General features: G+C 62.4%; 10 protein-coding genes. 8 read left to right on the top strand and 2 right to left on the bottom strand.

From position 1 onward, the window contains the following. Both PLJ71_06940 and PLJ71_06945 read right to left on the bottom strand, forming a co-directional pair. Nucleotides 1-7,764, bottom strand: a 7,764-nt coding sequence (locus PLJ71_06940; GenBank protein ID HQM48407.1) for a M6 family metalloprotease domain-containing protein, incomplete at its 3' end; no start/stop codon positions are given. A 409-nt stretch (nt 7,765-8,173) separates the two neighbouring features. Then, entirely contained in the window at nt 8,174-9,403 is a 1,230-nt protein-coding gene (locus PLJ71_06945) for a PQQ-binding-like beta-propeller repeat protein (protein HQM48408.1), read from the bottom strand. 299 nt (nt 9,404-9,702) lie between these two features. Here PLJ71_06945 and PLJ71_06950 point away from each other — a divergent pair, with 299 nt between their 5' ends. Genes PLJ71_06950 through PLJ71_06985 form a run of 8 tightly spaced genes read left to right on the top strand, consistent with a single transcriptional unit; the run spans nt 9,703 to nt 19,641 of the window. Beyond that, nucleotides 9,703-10,968, top strand: coding sequence for a PQQ-binding-like beta-propeller repeat protein (locus PLJ71_06950; GenBank protein ID HQM48409.1), 1,266 nt, complete (start codon nt 9,703-9,705; stop codon nt 10,966-10,968). Between the two features lie 39 nt (nt 10,969-11,007). Next, nucleotides 11,008-12,465, top strand: coding sequence for a PQQ-binding-like beta-propeller repeat protein (locus PLJ71_06955; GenBank protein ID HQM48410.1), 1,458 nt, complete (start codon nt 11,008-11,010; stop codon nt 12,463-12,465). Further along, on the top strand, nt 12,462-13,475 hold the full coding sequence (locus PLJ71_06960; GenBank protein ID HQM48411.1) for a hypothetical protein: 1,014 nt from the start codon (nt 12,462-12,464) through the stop codon (nt 13,473-13,475). The genes PLJ71_06955 and PLJ71_06960 overlap by 4 nt, the downstream gene beginning before the upstream one ends. Before the next feature lies 1 nt (nt 13,476). Next, nucleotides 13,477-13,680, top strand: a complete 204-nt coding sequence (locus PLJ71_06965; protein ID HQM48412.1) for a hypothetical protein — start codon at nt 13,477-13,479, stop codon at nt 13,678-13,680. After that, nucleotides 13,677-14,240, top strand: a complete 564-nt coding sequence (locus PLJ71_06970) for a ferredoxin (GenBank protein ID HQM48413.1) — start codon at nt 13,677-13,679, stop codon at nt 14,238-14,240. Before PLJ71_06965 ends, PLJ71_06970 begins: the two co-directional genes overlap by 4 nt. Next, nucleotides 14,237-15,523 (top strand): 4Fe-4S binding protein, encoded by a 1,287-nt coding sequence (locus PLJ71_06975; protein ID HQM48414.1) that lies wholly within the window; start codon nt 14,237-14,239, stop codon nt 15,521-15,523. Before PLJ71_06970 ends, PLJ71_06975 begins: the two co-directional genes overlap by 4 nt. Then, on the top strand, nt 15,504-17,267 hold the full coding sequence (locus PLJ71_06980) for a PQQ-binding-like beta-propeller repeat protein (protein HQM48415.1): 1,764 nt from the start codon (nt 15,504-15,506) through the stop codon (nt 17,265-17,267). Before PLJ71_06975 ends, PLJ71_06980 begins: the two co-directional genes overlap by 20 nt. After that, nucleotides 17,254-19,641 (top strand): NAD(P)H-dependent oxidoreductase subunit E, encoded by a 2,388-nt coding sequence (locus tag PLJ71_06985; protein ID HQM48416.1) that lies wholly within the window; start codon nt 17,254-17,256, stop codon nt 19,639-19,641. The genes PLJ71_06980 and PLJ71_06985 overlap by 14 nt, the downstream gene beginning before the upstream one ends. The last annotated feature ends 3 nt before the right edge of the window (nt 19,642-19,644 follow it).

Genomic DNA, 19,644 nt, shown 5'->3' on the forward strand with positions numbered 1-19,644 from the left:
GGTCTGGACTGCGCGGACGGAGCCGGGTTCGAGCCAGCCATCCACTTTCGTGCCGGAAACCCAGGTTCCCTGCCCGTCCTTGTAGAACAGGTAGGCGGGTTCCAGAGCGCTGGCATCCACCCCGTCGGGTACCGGAAGCTGTATGGTCACGGGCTCGCCATAAACCGTGCCGGGGTAAATTTCGTACGCGAAGCCAACGAACTCCGGCCGGTCCGCCGTTTCATCGGATTCCGCAATGGCAGCAGACCCTGCGTACACCGCGTCGCTTACAACAAACTCGTACGTGAAGGGCCCTATTGCCTGGCCGGAGACGGTGTAAGCGCCCGCCGTAAACGTGACGATTTCGTTGACCGCCCATGGCGTCTCGGGCTGGTATACGGCCCAGCCGTCGGCCTGATCAGCGTCAAGCGGCAGCCACAGCACGTTCTCGGATTCCGAAGCGCCCCAACTCACCGTGCCCCAGACCGAGTCCGCGGCGATGCCTGCGCTGCTGCGCAGACGGATCGCGAGCGGCGCAAGCGGAGCGCACAGGCGCATGCCGTTTTCGTCTTGCGCGGACGGCAGCACCGGCTCGAAGACCGTTGTCTCCGCAAACGGCTGGAACGCTTTGCTGACCCACGGACAGCCTGAGCCGTCTTGGGCGGTGTAGGCGCCCGTGACCAAAGCGGTGTCGCCGACTTCCACCGGAACGTCGATATTCTCGGGCGCGTTCCAGCCGGAGACGACCTGGAATTCGACGGTGCACAACCCAGCGGGAACACCTTCCTCGACAAACCCGCTGTCACGCCATTCCGCCGTTCCGACGCGCCGCCATTGCGCGCCGGCATCGACAGCCTCCTGCGGCGTAATGACCACCCAGAGCGAACCGGCGGGAACGATTTCGGTGTACGCCCCGGCTGCCGTCGTAGTTTCGCCGGCCGTAATGGCGACCGTCTGGTTCTCGGGCGTATTCCATCCGGAGACCGTTTGGAACTCGACAACGTGAGAGCCCTCGGGAACGTCCTCTTCCGTGCTGCCGCTGTCAAGCCACTGCGCGGTACCCGCGCGCCGCCACTGAGCGCCGGCAGCTACCGCCTCCGGAGGCGTGATCGTTACCAGAAGCGACCCGGACGGGATCTCGACATAGGTTCCGGTTGCGGATGCTGTCTCGCCGCCGACGACATCCACTTCCTCGTCGTTCGGCGTGGTCCAACCCACAACATCCTTGAACTCGACCGTGTAGGTTCCGGGCGCGATATCGGTTTCGATGGCGCCGCTGGGCAGCCAGTCCGAACCGGTATCCAGCTTGAACACCGCCGATTGCGCCTCTACCGCATCGAGCATCTGCTCCCCGTCGGAGGCCACAACGTTCTGGATGAGAAGGGGCACCGACGCGTCCGCATCCAGCGAACAGTCGAAGTACATCGTGCCAAGCAGGAACGGATTCTGGGCATCCCCGGGATTGCCGCCGCTGCGCACATCGTCGCGGGTCGTAACCGGAGCATTGGAGACGGAATTCATGAACACCAGCCGTACCCGCCCGGCGTTGGAACCGTCGGGTTCGCTCACGCTCACTTCATGTCCGTACCAGTTCGTCAAGTTGTCCGAACACGTGACGCCTGTCTGCTGCCCGGACTCCTCCACGCCAGCTTCCTGTCCGTTGCTGAAATACAGGACCGACGGGTCATAGACCACGTCAAACCCGAACACGGCGGGGGCCGGTCCGTCCGCAAACAGGCCGTCCTTGCTGAAGATGTCCTGAGACGTCACGTCGTCGCCCCGGAATAGCAGCAGGGGCACTTCGAGCACGGCGCCGTTGAGCACGGGCGCGCCGATACGGAACACGTTGCCTGACGTGACCTCGGTCTCGGTCTTGGCGGTGATCGCTCCGATACGCCGCCACATGGCGCCGTCGTCCCGCGCGCCCTGCGGCATGATGGCCACCTGAAGCGCGCCGGTGGCTTTCTCGTATGTTCCTGTCGCCGTGGTTCGCTCATCGAGTTCGATGGTGACGGCGATATCGCCGGGTTCGAGCCAGCCTTCCACGGCGCTGAACTCGATGACATAATCGCCTATCGGCACGTCAGACTCGATATAGCTGCCGTTACGCCATGTCGTGGTTCCGGCGCGGCGCCACTGCGCCCCGGCCAGCCGGGCTTCCACCGGCTCTATCATTACTTGAAGCGAGCCGCTTTCGATAATCTCGACATAGACGCCTGTCGCGGCGGCAGTCTCGCCCTCGACAACACTTACCATCTGGCTTTGGGGCGTCCGCCACCCCTCCAAGGCCTTGAATTCGACGGTATAGTTGCCTTCGGGGAGATTGCGCTCGGTTTCTCCGCTGTCGAACCAGTCCGTCGTGCCCGAGCGCCGCCACTGCGCGCCCGCGCTCACGGCCCCAGCCGGAGTGATAAGCACCTGGAGCGAACCGTACGCGATTTGTTCGTACGTCCCGGCCGCTTCGGCGGTCTCGCTGCGCGGAATGGTCACGGTCTGTGTAGCGGGCGCATACCACCCTTCGATGGCCTTGAACTCGACCCTGCACGACCCCATAGGCACGTCGGCTTCGGTCGCGTCGCTGTTGAGCCATGTGGTCTGCCCCACCCGGCGCCACTGCGCGCCCGCAGACACGGCGGCCGGGGGCGTAATGACCACGTGCAGCGAGCCAACCGTGATCTCGGTGTAGGTCCCGCTTGCCGTGGCTGTCTTCCCGGCCTCGACGGTCACGCTCGTCTCAGCGGGCTTAACCCATCCCGTGACATCGCTGAACTCGACCGTTTGCGGACCTTCGGGCACGTTCGCCTCGGTTGCGCCGCTGGCGAACCATGTGGGGGTGTCCTTTCGATGCCATTGCGCACCAGCGGTAACCGCCGCGGCAGGCGTGATCGTCACCTTGAGGGAACCGACACGCACATACTGGGCGTTCACGGTGGAGATTTCGCCTTCCTTGATTTCCACGGGCTGATCCTGCGGCTTGCCCCAGCCGTCTATCGGCTTGAACTGGACCATCTGCGAGCCCACGGGCACGTTCTGCTCGGTCTCGCCGCTGTTAAGCCACGCCGGCTGCCCAGACCGTTGCCACTGCGCCCCTGCGGCGACCGCCTCGGGAGGCGTGATGTTCACCTTGAGCGCGCCGATACGATAATACTCGCCACTGGTGCTGCTCTCTTGATTATGGGTAATGTTGACCGTCTTACTTGACGGCTCCCGCCAGCCGGCGATGGGCTTGAATTCGACGGTGCACTGTCCAGTAGGCACATCCGGTTCGGTCGTGCCGCTATCGCGCCAGACGGCCTGCCCCTCCCGCCGCCACTGCGCCCCCGCAGTCACTGCTCCCTCAGGCGTGATCGTCACCTTCAACGAGCCATGCCCGACGTAAGCGGCGCTCTCGTCGGTGAGCTGAGCGAGACTGGTGGTCACCGTCTTGTTGGCAGGGGTATCCCACCCAGGCAGGGACTTGAACTCGATGGTGCATTCTCCTACAGGCACCTCGGGTTCGGTCGCGCCGCTATCGAGCCACGTCGGCTGCCCGACCCGCCGCCACTGGGCGCCCGCGGTAACGGCCTCAGCAGGCTGGATCGTCACGCGCAACCGGCTATAGCCAAGGTACACGCCGACCTCGTTAGTGGTTTGGCGGAAGACGATCGCGACCGTCTTGGGTAGCGGGGTGTCCCAATAGTCAGGATTCAGTTCTTTGAACTCCAGTTCACAATTCCCGGCAGGCACGTTCGAGTCGACCTGGCCGCTGTTGAAATACTGGGACCACGTGGTGTCATCACCGCCAGCCGGCCGCCAGCGCCACTGCGCGCCCGCGCCCGCGGCTTCAGTCGGACTGAGCGTGACATGCAGCGAGCCAAGCGGGACATAGGTGCCGGTCTTCGAAGCTGTTTCGCCGCCCACGATAGTGACGCTCGTCTGAGCGGGCGTGGCCCAGTTAGCCACCGATTTGAACTCGATACTGTACGTGCCGACGGGAATACCCGTCTCGGACACACCACTCTCGAGCCATGTGGCGGTTCCCACGCGGCGCCACCGGGCGCCGTCAGTGACCGCTCCCGCAGGCTCGATGGTCACCAGCAGAGAACCAGTGGGTATGAGCACGTAATCGCCGCTCGTCGCGGAGAGCTGATTGAAAGCGATGCTGACAGGTTGGCTGGGGGGCGTGGTCCACCCTGCCACGGGCTTGAACTCGACCGTGTAGGCCCCGGGCAACACCTGCTCCTCGGTGGCGCCGCTATCAAGCCACTGCGTGGTGCCCGCGCGCCGCCACTGGGCGCCTGCGGCGACCGCGCCCGGGGGAGTGAGTGTCGCTGTCAGGAAACCAGCCTGTCGATACGTCGCCTGTGTTGAGGCCTGCTGGCCATAATTGACCGTGACGGTCACATTGTCGGGCGTCCGCCACCAGCCCGCCGCATCTTTGAACTCGATTTCGTGCGTGCCTGCGGGAACATTGCCCTCGATTGCCCCCGCGACCGTTACGCTGTCAAGCCACTGGCTGGTACCCACGCGCCGCCACTGAGCGCCGTCGCTTATCGCTTCGGGAGGCAGAATGGTCACGTCTATCGACCCGACGCGCAAGTAGACGCCATACACGGCAACATCGTCGAGATTCCATCCGCAGAAACGGTCCAGCGAGTCCGTGGGTCCCATGCTCCAGCGAAACCAGACTCTCAGATGCTGATCGGCGTATTGGGAGATATCGTAGGTAACCAGTTCCCAGACGCCCCCGTCCCCATCGGTAATATCTTCGTCAAGAGGGTTGCCCCAGAGTTGGCTCCAAGCAGTGCCGTTGGTGCTGATTTCAAGAACGGCGCTATCCGTCTTCTCGACGCCGAGCCAGCGCCGGAAGGTGAGCCGCGTGTCCGCGAAGTCGGTGCAGTTGATTGGGCCAAGGACGGCATATTCGGTCCCCGCCATTGAATTCTCATAATTGCCTTCGAGGTTGTAACCGACTACGGTGCTGCCGCTGTAGCCTGCCGAGGGATCGGGATTGCCGACCCCGTCCGCGGCCCCGCCGCCTGCCGGCACGCCCCAGGCCCATCCACCCTCGAAGGTCCACAGCGTACCTTGGGGATCCTCGCTCATGTCCGTGCTGTAGGCAACGCGATAGATACGGATGTCGGCGTCGGATTCATCTTTGCAGGTTGAGGTATCCCAATCCGCGCCGGTAAAGATCCGGACGCGGTAGTCGCCTCCGGGGACCATATTGAGCGGCAACGACCAATCGTAGCGGCTCCGGCCGTCGGCATCGGGATCGCCGTCGTAGGCAAGTCCGCTCGCGATGTCCTCAACTACGACATACTCGGAAGCAACGGAATCCCATTTCATAAGCTGAATGTTGACCGGGTCGGTCACATTCGCGGCCCATTCGATGGGGACCGTCAGGTCTTTGTTGGGTTGCCACACTTCCCCGCCGTTGGGCGAGAGAAGCCTTATGAAACCGCCTACGGTAAGGTTTACGGTTACATTTGCCGGAGAATTCAGCGCGCCGGGGGCGGTCACCGTCACGGTCCCCTCGTATGTGCCCACGGGAAGCACGGGCGGATTCTGGGCAAGGTCTATTGCGCGGATGTTGAGGTAAACGGCTTCGGTCATGTTTGCAACGCAGAGGCTCGAGGTCAACGTCGGTTCCAGCCAGTTCCAGGGCGCGTCGGAACAACTGCTGGACACGGTGTATTTCATGGAACCGCCGCCGTTGTTGAGCACGTCGACATGGTAGTCCGTCGAAACCGCGTCGTACGTGAGGTCCACATTCAATTCGGGAGGCGTCACGACGAGAACGTGCCGCTCGGCAACATCGAGGGTGACGTTAACGTTCAACGGCGGCGCCGCCGGTTCGGAAACGAACGTGAGCGTGCCTGTATACGTGCCAGGCGCAAGACTCGTGGCGTTGAAGGACACCGTAAAGTCCGCCCCTCCCACCGGCGCCAAACCCGAGCCCGGAGAGACCAGGAGCCACGGCCGGTTGCTCGTGACCTCGAAATAGAGAGTGCCCTGTCCGCCCGCGTTGTACACCCTGAAGCTCTGGCTGGGAGGGTTCTGTCCCCAGTTGCACCGGGCAACAATGGACGAACACGTCGCGGCGATCTTGGGGCTCCCCGCCACGCCGAGCACCTGCCACTTCGCCACGCCATAAGGATTGACGCCGATCACGAACGGCATGAAATGCCCCTGCGCGCCGAACGAATGGACGGCAAGTTTCGACACGATCGTGCGCCCCGCGTCCAAGTCGTCCCGGTTCCAGAAGCATAGATCCGGGTTGCTCAAGAAGACCTTGTCGGGATTGTTGGGGTCGGTAACGCCAAAAATGGGGTAATACGGCAGCGGAGGGTATGAGTACACAGGGTCCGCGCCATGCCCGAAGTAAAATGTGTCTTTTTCGTCGGGCAACGGGCTCGGATTCGCGTACCAGGGAGTGGTCGCGCCAGGCTCTGCTTCGATGACAAAGGCATAGTAGGGCGTTTTGAAGATCTCTTCCTTCGGGACGGTCGGGTCCTGAATCGAGCTCTCCTTGTTGCTGCCGGTCTGGTCTACATGCCAGACCACGAGGCCGCGCCCCGGCGCCGTCGCGCCCGCGCCGCCATATGGGCCTTCATAACCCGTATCGTTGCGGTTTTCGAGAAGGTAGAACTCAGTCGGCCGATCGGGATTCGTATACTTGTAAAAGCGGTTGCGGTCCGCCTGCAACAATGCATTCATGGGCAGAGTGTCATAAGGGACCTCGACAATCTCGGCCCAATTACCGATGTATTTCAGAATTGGAGCGAAGTGCGGGGGATGTTTGCCTCCGCCTCCGCCCATGAGGCAGTACCAGCCCACGATCGATGCGGATGTGCCAAGATACGAGGCCGTGTACGAGTACAAGTCGGGGAACCCGCAGACTAAGTGGCCGTTCTCGTGGCAGAATGTGCCGAGGGTCAGGCTGTTGCCCATGTCTGTCATCTGGTAAAAACCGGTGGAATGCGGCCAGAGTCCCCGCATCCACCCGGAACTGCGAGTGCCCGCGTAGAAGATATTGATAGCGTCGACCGTCCCGAAATCGAACCCTTGCTGGTCGAGAATCTCGAGCGCGGTTTGAACAAGCAGTGACGCTTTCCCCCCGCCTATCGAATTGTCGTCGTAGAAGAACTTGGGATGCGGCATGCGAACCCACGGGGTAACGATGTTGGTGTAATCAAGCTTGCCGTTGGACTCGATGTGGAAATACTCGTTGACCGAACACGCGTTGCCGAAGTCGGAGTAACCCGACGCCTCGTTCAGGAAACGGCCCACGTCACCTCTCGAGATCACGCCCTCCTCATCGGGGAAATCCACCAGAATGCACAGGCCGACCACCGGGCCCACGCGCTTGGCCAGCGCCTCGCCCTCTTGCACGATTCCCGTGGGGGCGAGCAATTCGCGAGCGGCAGCTCCCATTGCCTCCTTGCGGGCTTTCGCAAGCGCCATAACCACATCCAGGGGAAGCGTTTGAAGAGGCTGCGCGGCGCCGGCCGACAACGCCCCGGTCTTGCCTGTGACGAGCGAGCTCTTGTCGCGGGTGATCACGGGCGCCCCGGTGGAGACGAAGGAGCGCCCGTCCCCGGCCAGTTTGGCATAGCACCAGAAACCGGTGGCCTCATCCAGGACGACCTCACGCCCCTCGTCCGCCGTGCGCTGGTAGGCGAAAAACTCGTCGCCGTATAGCCTTACCCCGAACGTCGAGCCGTCCGGCTGATGGTAAGTGAAGACCTCTTCCCCAAAATAAGGCACCGCCGATGCGGCAGGGGCCAAGACGGCAACTACCATCAAGACCATCCACAGAGACCGTCCCGCCCATCGCCCGCGCACGCCGCCAGAGAAACATTCTTCGAACTTGCACATACCTCTCATAGCCCCCTCGTCAGAGCGTTGTCCGCATGCTGACTCGCTCCATGCTTCACAGAGTACGCAAAAAGCCCGTATCGAAATGATTCTACACCTGTTTCACAGTAGCAGAGGTCCACTTTCATGTCAAGAATTATTCGAGAGTTGCCGCCCGTTTTCAATGGCGCGGACTTGTCGGGCCAGCCCTGCTCAGCGCGGCGGAAAAACGGCTCCTTCTGAGGCCATTTCCTTCCTGAGGCAGGGTGTTTCTCCGGAATGTGGGCACCGGTGCGGAACAGGCCAGTGTAAGCCGTTAGCCAAAAAACCGCTTAATTAATTCGATTTGGGCGTCCTATTTGGCGGCGATGTCATAGGCGATGAGCACGTCTCCGTGGCGGATGTAGAGGCGTCCGCCGGAGATGACCGGGTGTGCCCAGTGATTGCCGCTTCCCTGGGTTACCTTGAAGGCCCCTGTCCGGGAGAATCCTTCGGGAGCAGCTTTGACGAGGCTTACGGCGCCCCCGCCGGGACCCTCGTATACGTACAACATGCCGTCGGCATAAACCAGCGCCCCCTGGCGAACCTCCTTAGCCTCCCACATCAGTTTGCCTGTTTGGAGTTGAAGACACATCAGGTTCTGGTTCTTGTGGCCGGTGCCGTAAATGTATCCATCCAAGAGGACGACGCCGTGGTGCTGGCAGTCGAGATTCTTGTCCGCCCATTGGGGCGTTACGCTCGAGCCGTCTTCCGACAGGAGCAGCATGCCGCCTCCGGAACCGTATCCCCCGGTGTAATAGAGCATCCTGCCCTCGAGCACAGGCGTCACGGCGTGAATATCGTAGTCGGTTTCGTGGGTATGGCTCCAGAGCAGCGCGCCCGTGGCGGCATCCAAGCCGACAACCGACTTGGCGGTCATGGTCACGATAATCCTGTGGCCCCCCACCTCGAACAGAGCCGGCGAACAGTAGGCGGACGGCTCACTCCACCCCTTGCTGGTCCACACGGTTTGCCCGGTCATCTTGTTGAGAGCGGCGATGCTCGCATCGGGTCCGCCGGGCGTACAGATGAGATTTTCGCCATCAATGAGCGGAGATTCGGCAATCGCCCATGCAACGACCTGGCCGTTAAACCGTTTCATCATGTCGACCTGCCAGAGAATGCCGCATTCGGGCAGCTTGAAACAGGTGACAACGCCCAGCCCGGATATCAGATACAGCCGGTCGCCGTCGATGGTGGGGGTGGAGCGGGGCCCGGGCGCCTGTTTCGTCAGGGTCTCCGGCCCGTACGCATGCTTGCTCTTGATATTTCCCGCGAGGTCGAGAACGAAGAGATAGCCTTGCTCGCCTTCGAGCATGCCGGGCACGTAGAGCGTATCGCCGACAATCGAAGGCGAGGCATATCCCTCGCCAATCCCGTTCGCGACCCACAGGACCGGCGGGCCGTTTTCCGGCCATTCCTTGAGAAGACCCGTCTCCGGGAACTTTCCGTCGCGATTCGGCCCGCGGAACTGCGGCGAATCCGCCGCCGCGGCGGCCCCGGCAATCACAGCACAAATCAGGATGGAAACGGCCACGTTTTTCATAGAATACACTCCAGATCAGAGATGTCAGCCACGCGCGAGACATTACGCTATTCAGGAACCCAAAGGCAAGGTGACAGGGATAGAACATACCGCGAATGGCGCATATTCCGTGCCCGCCATGGTTTAACGACGGTTTCGAACGTGTATGCAGGAACGGTTGCACCAAAAATGTTGAAGCGGAGCGAGGATTTCCGCATAATCGCACCCGTGGACACTCCACGGACAGCAATATTGTTACCTGCCTTGTTGTTCGTATGAAGGGCTTAGGGCACCATCACTTTCACAGGAGACTCATCACTATGACCCATAAGGACTTACGAAACCTGTGCGCCGGCGCGGTTCTGGCATGCCTCGTGCTGGCCGGCACCGCCTCGGCTGACTGGTGGCAGTTCCAGGGACCCAACCGCAACGGGACGTCCCCAGAAACGGGCTTGATGCGGGCGTGGCCCGAGGGTGGACCGAAAGAATTGTGGTCTTTCCCGTTGGGGCAAGGGTTCGCAGGGCCGGCGGTGCGGGACGGTGAGGTCTACATTCTCGACCGTCTTGAGGATAAGCAGGATATCCTGCGTTGTCTCGAGCTGGCTACCGGAGCCGAACTTTGGAACTACCCCTACGACGCTCCCGGAACCGTGGGACATAGCGGTTCCCGCACGCCGCCGACCGTGTCCGAGAAATACGTCTATTCGGTCGGGATGCTGGGCGATTTCCTGTGTATCGACCGCAAGACCCGCCAGCCGGTGTGGCACAAGAACATCCTGGCTGATTTCGGCAGCAAGCCCGCCAGCTGGGGGGTGTCTCAGGCGCCCAGCCTGTGGCGCGACCTCGTCATTGTCGCGCCCCAGGCCAAGAACGCTTTCGTGGCGGCATATCGCCAGGAGACCGGGGAACTGGTATGGCAAAGTCCCGGTCTGGGCAACGTGGGGTACGTGACGCCCGTTGTGACCACGCTGGCAGGGGTCGAGCAGGCGGTCATGGTCTCGGCGTTCGGCAACACCGCCGGCATTTCGCTGGAGGACGGCCGTATCTTGTGGGCCTACGACGGGTTTCAATGCCAGATCCCCATCCCCTATCCGACACCGCTGCCTGACGGCCGGCTGTTCATCACGGGCGGGTACGATGCGGGTTCCGCTATGATTCAGATCACACGCGACGGCGGCGCGTTCAAGGTGACGGAACTTTTCAAGACGGACGAGTGCGAGAGCCAGATTCACCAGCCCCTGTTTTACGGGGGGTACTTGTACGCGAACAGCAACACGAACTCGCGCATGGATGGCATGGTCTGCATGACCCTGGACGGCGAGCTCAAGTGGCGCACGCGCGACTCGCGCGACTTGCCGAAGTTCGAGCGCGGCAACCTTTTGCTTGCCGACGGCATGATTATCAGCCTCGACGGCAAGACGGGCATACTTCATCTCATCGAGCCATCTCCGGAGGGATACAAGGAGCTGTCCCGCGCCAAAATCTTTGACGGCAACCAGATGTGGTCGCCCATGGCCCTGTCGCAAGGCAGACTGCTGCTGCGCGACCAAAAGCAGATCAAGTGTCTCGACCTGAAGAACCCATGAGATTCGCGAGCCGCATTCCGGCACCGTGAGGATGATTGCATGAGGGATTCAAGGGCAAGCCGTATGCTGGCGGCTGCTGCCGCAGTCGTGACTGCCATCGCCGCAGTCATCGCGCTCCAGCAGTGGCTTGCCTACAGTCCCGCTGTCGACCTTTCGGCAAGCCTTCCGGGCCGCGATGGACGCCCGGAGGGCGCGTCTTCCGCCGGCTTCGCCACGGACCTCTCGGGCACTCATCAGGAATTCGGAGGCGTTCCCGCGGACCTGCCGGGTTTCTGGCCCCGGTTCCGCGGCCCCGATTTCGACAATATATGCAAGGAAGAATACGCGCTCACGGATTCGTTTGATGACGGGGGCCCGAAGCTCTTGTGGTCCGTTGAATTGGGAGAAGGGCACGCCGCCCCCGCAGTTCTCAACGGGCGGGTCTATCTGTTGGACTACGACGAGTCTGCCCGCGCCGACGCGGTTCGGTGCTTCTCCCTCGCTGACGGTCAGGAGATCTGGCGGCACTCGTATCCGGTAACCATTAAGCGCAACCACGGCTTCTCGCGCACGGTCCCCGCGGTGACAGACGATTTCATCGTCACAATTGGTCCCCGGTGCCATGTTGTATGTCTCGATGCAAAGAGCGGCGCTTTTCGGTGGGGCATCTCGATGCAGGACGCGTACGGCACGACCGAGCCGCTCTGGTATACGGGACAGTGCCCGCTGATCGACAACGGGCTGGCCATTCTGGCCCCGGCAGGCCCTGAGGTCCTGATTGCCGCCCTGCGTTGCGAAACCGGCGAAACCGTGTGGCAAACGCCGAACCCCAGGGGCTGGAACATGTCCCATTCGTCGATTGTGCCCATGACGTTCGAGGGAACGCGGATGTTCGTGTATTGCGCGATCGGGGGCGCCGTCGGGATTGTCGCGGACGGCCCGGACGCCGGCCGGCTCCTTTGGGAGCTCCCGTGGGATGCGAATGTCGTAGCCCCTTCGCCGGTGCCGCTCGACGATGGGAAGGTGTTATTCACGGCGGGGTACGGCAACGGCAGCCTGATGGCGCAATTGCGCAGACAAGGCGATGGATTCGCCGCGGAAGTGCTCTATGACCGCGGCCCCGCGGAATGGCTCGCCTGCGAACAGCAGACGCCGATCTATTATGACGGCCTGCTTCATGCTATCATGCCGAAAGATGCAGGCGCCTTGCGCGGTCAGTTCGTCTGCTACGACCCACAAGGGTCTCTTGTATGGTCCAGCGGCCAGGCAAACCGGTTTGGTTTAGGCCCCTATATTCTGGCTGACGGCAAGTTCTATATCTTGAGCGACGACGGCGTCCTGACCGTCATCCAGCAAAGCCGCGAGCAGTACATTCCCCTGGGCCAGGCGCGCGTACTGGATGGACAGGATGCGTGGGGGCCCATCGCCATCGCAGGCACCCGGATGCTGTTGCGGGATTCCACGCGGATGATTTGTATCGAAGCAGGTGCGGCACACCAGGAGCATGTAAACCAGTGAGCGAGGAAAATCGCCGGCTGATACCTGTTTGGATATGGGTGGCCGTCGCGTTCGCGGCGGTCGGCACGGTCATCTGGCTGGCCTCGACCAGCAAACGCCCCAACCCGCCCGATTCGTTCCGCTACGATGTCGCCGAACACGAAGAGGTCGAGCCCTCGCTGGTGCTCGCGTCAGAATCCGCGCCGCTCAAGCCCGGGGTAGCCGGTTTGAAGGCACTTGCGGCCACGCCCGATGGGCATATCGTTGTTGCGGGGGACCACACGCTCGTCGTCTGCAACATGGACGGCGTGGAAACGGGGCGGTATGCTCTCTCCACCACGCCGGAATGCGTGGCGGCCGCTCCCGATGGCATGATCGTCCTGGGAATGTTGGACCACGTCGAAATCCTTGATGCGGCCGGAAAACCGGAAAAGGTGTGGGCGTCATTGGGAGAGCGGGCCCACATCACGTCGGTCGCGGCGGACGAGGAGAACCTCTACGTGGCCGACGCGGGAAATCGTGTCATTCTGCGCTTTGATTATGAAGGCAACCTGCAAACGCGCATCGGCGAAAAGGACGAGGAACGGGAAATCCCGGGCTTGGTCGTTCCGAGTCCCTATCTCGATGTGGCGTTCGACAACATGGGCGCGCTGTGGGCGGTCAATCCGGGCCGCCACGGCCTCGAGCAGTACCGCCCGAACGGCGATTTGGTATCCGCATGGTACCGCCCCTCGATGGACCCGGACGGGTTCTGCGGGTGCTGCAACCCCGCCCACGCGGCTTTTCGGTCCGACGGGACGCTGGTTACCGCCGAGAAGGGGCTGAACCGCGTAAAACTCTATTCGGTCGATCAGAAGTTGTTGGGTTTTGTGGCTGATCCGAAGGTGTTTCGCGCCTCGTCGGGGGGACCCTTCTCGCCGGAGCTGGAAACGCCGTTCCGCGATCTCGCGGTCGATGCGAAGGACCGGATACTTGTGCTCGACGCCAATGCGAATGCGGTCCGGGTATTCGAGGTGAAGGAGCCAAACTGAAATGGATACGCCAGACATGAAGCGGCGCGAGTTCTTCACCGGCGTGGTGCGGGCATGCCTGTTGGGCGGCCTGACCCTCGTGGGCGGAGTACTCGTATGGCGTTGCAGGAAAGCCGGCGCGTGCGTTGATACCCGGGCATGCAGTGCATGCCGGGTCTATGCGGCGTGCCCGATCCGGCAACAACGCGATGAGGCCAAACCATGAGCGGGAACAGGCAACTCCGCCGCCGCGACTTCATCCGTGTCGCGGCCGCCGCGGGCGCGGGGGGAATCATCTGGAAAGCCGCCGCCCCGGCGCCGGGCGACACGGTGTGGCAGCTCGATCCGCAGAAATGCGTGCAATGCGGACGATGCGCCACCGAGTGTGTGCTCAGCCCCTCCGCGGTGAAATGCGTGCATTCATACCGGATATGCGGCTACTGCGACCTGTGCGGGGGCTACCTTCAAGCCACTGCCAGGAAACGCGATACCGGCGCCGAGAATGAACTGTGCCCGGTGTCGGCGATCAAGCGCACATTCATCGAGGACCCCTTCTTCCAGTACACGATTGACGAAGCCCTCTGCGTCGGGTGCGGCAAGTGCGTGAAAGGGTGCGCGCTCTTTGGCAACGGTTCGCTATACCTGCAGGTCAAGCAGGAGCTCTGCGTCCACTGCAACGAATGCGCCATCGCGCGGTCATGTCCGGCTGGGGCATACCGCCGCATCCCTGCGGAAGAGGGGTACTTGTTGAAAACGAGGCCGGAAGGGGGCTCGGTGCAGGAATGAACACTTTGAGGACCCGTGCGCACATACTGATCGCCCTGCTTCTTCTTGGCGGCGGCGCATGGGCGGAGTTCCGTTTTCCGATGCCCGAGTTCGAGTCCGGGTACGAATACCCCGAGATGCACACGCCGCCGGCGGGCCGCACCAACGATCTTTGGGACGCCGCCATTCTGGCCGCCGCGCTCGGGTTGGCGTCGTGGCTGGTGTTGAAGCGCCGGTCGCGGCCGGCGGTTCTTGGTTTGACCCTCTGCTCGCTGGCGTATTTCGGATTCTGGCGCGAGGGCTGCGTTTGTCCGGTTGGCTCCATACAGAACGTTGCGGAAGGCATGCTCGGCCTGGGCGCCGTGCACATGGCGGTGGCGGCGTTCTTCCTGCTTCCGTTGGTTTTCGCGTTGTTCTTCGGGCGGGTATTCTGCGCGGCGGTATGTCCTCTCGGGGCAATCCAGGAGGTGGCCGCGGTTCGCCCGGCAACACTTCCCCGGGCGGTCGACCGGGTGCTGGGCATCATTCCCTATCTCTATCTCGGGATCACCATACTGGCGGTCGCCACCGGTTCCGGGTACCTGATATGCCTGTACGACCCCTTCGTCGGTTTCTTCCGGTTTGGGGCGAGTCTCAACATGTTCCTGGCGGGGGGCATTCTGTTGCTGGTGGGGTTGTTCATCGGGCGTCCGTACTGCCGGTTTCTGTGTCCTTACGGCGTGCTTCTGGGATGGATGAGCCGTTTTTCAAAATGGCACGCGAGTATTACCCCGCGGGAATGCATACAATGCCGCCTCTGCGAAGACGCCTGTCCCTACGGCGCTATCAACTTCCCCGCCCCGGAGAAAACTCCGGTCACGAGAAGAGAAGGCGGGCGCAGGCTTGGCGTGATGCTTGCCCTGGCGCCGATCATCGTTGGGTTCGGCGCGGTAACGGGGTACGCGTCTCATGCGATGCTGGCACGGCTTCACCCCACCGTGCGGCTCGCCGAACGCATCGCGGGCGAAGAAATGGGCTATTACGATAATATGACCATCGAGAGCGAAGCTTTCCGCGCAAGTGTGAAGACCAATGCCGAATTGTATGCCGAAGCGCGTGCGGTACGGGCGGATTTCAAGTGGAAGTCAGTCCTGCTGGGCGCGTTTCTGGGAGTTGTGATTGCCGGAAAACTGGTTGGCTTGTCTATCGCGCGCAGACGGGAAGACTACGAAACCGACCGGCAGGCGTGCGTCAGTTGCGCCCGGTGCTTCCCCTACTGCCCGGTTGAGAAGGATGATGTCGCAGTTGCAGAACAGAAAACCTGAGTTTGTGCCGGACAAGGCGAAGTGGCGTATCGCGGCCACGGTCGCGGCTGTCGCGGGGATATTCACGCTCGTGCTGGCAGCGTTGCTGATCATCAACTACGTGCAGATTCAGGCAACCAAGCCTCTGGACAACCCCGAGCTCTTGAAATTGCGCGAACAGCTGGCCGCGTCCTCCGAACAAGACGATGCGCTTGTCAACCAGATTCGGGCGCTGGACCTGCTCGTGCGCAAAGCGTTCTTCACGAGCCAGGCGCAATTGCGAATCGGCGGCCGGCTGCTGTTGGCGGGGGCGATCGTGTTTCTTGCCGCTTTTCGCCTCGCGGCGCGCTGGAATCCCAAGACGCCGGTACCGGGAGGCGCCCCCGACAGCGCCGGGTACTGGCGCGTCCTCGCGCAGTCCAAGGAACTCATCACGGGCGTAGCCGTCATCCTCATACTGGTAACGCTGGCCGCTGCCTACATGACCCCCACCGATATCCCCGCCCCGGGTGCGGAAATGGCGGCCGCCGCCGAACCGGCGGAGAACGGTACGCCGCCTGGCACGGTTGCCAAAGAGTTCCCAACGTGGGAAGAGATGCTCACACAATGGCCGTCATTCCGGGGACCCGGAGGTTTCGGCGTCGCTCATTTCACGACCGCGCCCACCCAGTGGGATATTCAGACAGGCGACGGTATCCGTTGGAACGTTGAAACGCCGCGGGTAGACTTCAATTCGCCGGTGGTGTGGGGCAACCGGCTCTTCCTCAGCGGCGCGACGGAAGACGTGCGCGAGGTCTACTGCTACGACACCGAGACCGGCGAATTGGTCTGGCGGCAAGCCCTGCCGACATTTCCCGGCACGCCTGAGACTCCGCCGAAGATCTCGGAAGACACCGGCTATGCGGCGCCCACCGTGGCCGTGGATGGCGCGCGCGTATTTGCCATCTTCGCCACGGCTGACATCGCGTGTTACGATTTCGAGGGCAACCTGGTCTGGGGGCGCAACCTCGGTGTGCCCGAGAACCACTACGGGCACGCGTCATCGTTGCTCGCGTTCGAAGACAAGGTCTATGTTCAGCTCGACGACAGCAAACAGCCCCGAATCATGGCCCTCGAGGCGGCGACCGGCAACGAAGTCTGGGTGACCGCCCGAAAGAAGATCTCGTGGGCATCCCCCGCGTGCCCGCCGACGCCTTTCGGATTTCAACTTATCCTCGCGTCCGAGCTGGACGTGGATGGGTATGAGCCGCGGACGGGCAAGTTGTTGTGGACACAGGAGGGGCTCGACGGCGAGGTCGCGCCTTCCCCAACCATTTCCGGGGACGTGGTGTTCGTGGCCAACGAATACGCCGTCGCGACGGCGGTCCGTCTCTCGGGGTCGAACGAGGCCCCGCAATCCGAGATCATCTGGCAATGGGAGGACGCCTTGCCCGAAGTGTCGAGTCCGACGAACAGCGACGACTATTTCTATATCGCGACGTCGCTGGGCGAAATCGCCTGCCTGGACAAACAGACCGGCGAAGAGGTGTGGCTACACGAATTTGAACAGGGATTCTACTCGTCTCCGATTCGCGTCGGTGACCGCATCTACGCGGCCGACCTGCAGGGGACCATGAACATCTTCGGGACAGGCAAGGAATTCGAGCTGATAGGCGCGCCGGGGATGGGCGAGCCCGTGTACGCCACCCCGGCATACCTCGATGGACGCATGTACGTGCGCACCGAGCGCCGCCTCATCTGCATTGAGACCCATGACGGAAATTAGATTCTGCATAGACGATATCGACCGGCTCGTGGCGGAGATTGGCCGCGGCAAAGAGGCCGTAATACCGATTCTCCACGCGATCCAGGACCGGTTTCACTACCTGCCCGACGCCGCCTTGAACCGCGTGTGCGAAATCACCGAGATCACGCCCGCGACGATCGAGGGCGTGGCCACGTTCTTCACCCGGTTCCGCAGGCGCCCGATGGGCAGACACACCATCCGGGTATGCGACGGCACGGCCTGCCACGTGAAAGGCGCGCCGGCGGTCTTCGAGGCCTTCGCCAAGGAACTCGGCCTAGGCAAGGGAGAAGACACCGACAAACAAGGCGTATTCACGGTCCAGCGGGTCGCCTGCCTGGGTTGCTGCACCCTCGCGCCCGCCGTACAGATCGACCGCGTAACCTACGGCCACGTTGAGCCCGAGAACGTCTCGCAGGTCATCGAGGACTTCCTGGCCAACGAGGCTGACAAGAAGGAGCGCCCCCTTCAGCACGGCAACGGTAAAACCGTGCCCGAGGGTGAAATCCGCGTCGGTCTCGGTTCCTGCTGCGTCGCGGGCGGCAGCGACAAGGTCCGCATCGCCCTGGAAGACGTGCTCCAATCGATCGACGCGCATATCCGGGTCAAACGCGTGAGCTGCGTGGGGATGTGCCACCAGACCCCGCTGTTGGAGGTGCATCTGCCGGACCGACCGCCTTGTCTGTATGCGAAAGTGCAGGCCGAAGACGTCCCCGAGATCGTCCGCCGTCATTTTGCGCCGCGCAAACGAAGCGTGCGCATTCGGAAAGGCATCAGTAAGTGGCTGGAGAACGCGTATACGGGCGACCATCGCGACGTGATCGAACGGCACGGCATCGACGTGCGCGACAAACCGGTCGCGGCGTTCCTGAGCAAACAGCAGCGTCTAGCCACGGAATATTGCGGCCAGCTCGACCCCACCGATCTTGAAGAGTACCTGCGGTTAAGAGGATTCGAAGCCCTGGCCAAATGCCTGCCGGGGCCTGTACCCCGGGTGTCCGGTTCGGGGGCCGGTCTGGAACCGGACGCGATTATCGGCATCGTGGGCGCAAGCGGGCTTCGGGGGAGAGGCGGGGCGGGATTTCCGACCGCGCGCAAGTGGGAAGCGGTGCGCGAGGCGGCGGGCGAGCCCAAATACGTGGTCTGCAACGGCGACGAGGGCGATCCCGGCGCCTTCATGGACCGCATGATCCTCGAATCGTACCCCTTCCGGGTCATCGAAGGGATAATCATCGCTTCGCTCGCCGTCGGAGCGCACGAGGGCCTGTTGTACATCCGCGCGGAATACCCCCTGGCCATCGCACGCATCGAAGAGGCGCTTCGCATCTGCGAGACGGCGGGATACCTCGGCGATACCATACGCGGCAGCGGCCACGCCTTCCGTCTTCGAGTCATGCCGGGCGCGGGCGCGTTCGTGTGCGGAGAAGAAACGGCCCTGCTGGCCGCGGTCGAGGGCCGCCGCGCCACGCCGAGCATCCGGCCGCCGTACCCCGCGCAGCAAGGACTCCACGGCTGCCCGACGCTGGTGAACAACACCGAGACCTTCGCGCTGGTGCCCTGGATCATCCGCCACGGGCCGGAAGCGTTCGCCGCGTTGGGGACCGCTCACAGCAAGGGCACAAAAGTCTTCTCGCTGGCGGGAAAAGTGAACCGCGGCGGGCTTATTGAAGTGCCCATGGGCACGACTATCCACGAGATCGTGGAAGATATCGGCGGCGGGGTCCAGGACGGAAAGAAGTTCAAGGCCGTCCAAGTGGGCGGTCCTTCAGGCGGCTGTATCCCCGCCTCATTAGGCGATACGCCGGTCGACTTTGAGGCTTTGGCGGCCGCGGGCGCGATGATGGGTTCCGGCGGACTGGTTGTGCTCGATGACAGCGACTGCATGGTCGAGATGACCCGGTATTTCCTCTCGTTCACGCAATTGGAATCGTGTGGGAAGTGTACCCCCTGCCGCGTGGGTACGAAGCGCATGCTCGAGATCCTCGATCGGCTGTGCGAGGGCAAGGCCGAGATTGGCGACCTCGCGGAATTGGAGAGCCTCGCCCACATCGTGAAGAACAACAGCCTGTGCGGACTGGGCAAGACGGCGCCGAATCCTGTATTGACCACGTTGCGGTATTTTCGCGAAGAATTCGAGGCGCATGTCGAGGGACGGTGCCCGGCGGGCAAATGCAAGGGACTGATCACCTATTCGATAACCGAGAAATGCATCGGCTGCACGAAATGCGCGCTGAATTGCCCCTCCGGCGCTATTGCGTTCCGGCCCTACGAACAACACGAAATCGACGCCGGAATATGCACCCGGTGCAATGGCTGTTTCGAGATTTGTCCCGTAGATGCAGTGAAAGTGGAATGACAC

It is taken from the genome of Candidatus Hydrogenedentota bacterium (assembly GCA_035416745.1).
Taxonomy (GTDB): domain Bacteria; phylum Hydrogenedentota; class Hydrogenedentia; order Hydrogenedentales; family SLHB01; genus UBA2224.

Bases quoted from the DNA above. Each gene is read 5' to 3' on its own strand.
- PLJ71_06950 (HQM48409.1), top strand. From the start codon at position 9,703: ATGACCCATAAGGACTTACGAAACCTGTGCGCCGGCGCGGTTCTGGCA.
- PLJ71_06945 (HQM48408.1), bottom strand. From the start codon at position 9,403: ATGAAAAACGTGGCCGTTTCCATCCTGATTTGTGCTGTGATTGCCGGG.
- PLJ71_06970 (HQM48413.1), top strand. From the start codon at position 13,677: ATGAGCGGGAACAGGCAACTCCGCCGCCGCGACTTCATCCGTGTCGCG.
- PLJ71_06975 (HQM48414.1), top strand. From the start codon at position 14,237: ATGAACACTTTGAGGACCCGTGCGCACATACTGATCGCCCTGCTTCTT.
- PLJ71_06965 (HQM48412.1), top strand. From the start codon at position 13,477: ATGGATACGCCAGACATGAAGCGGCGCGAGTTCTTCACCGGCGTGGTG.
- PLJ71_06955 (HQM48410.1), top strand. From the start codon at position 11,008: ATGAGGGATTCAAGGGCAAGCCGTATGCTGGCGGCTGCTGCCGCAGTC.
- PLJ71_06985 (HQM48416.1), top strand. From the start codon at position 17,254: ATGACGGAAATTAGATTCTGCATAGACGATATCGACCGGCTCGTGGCG.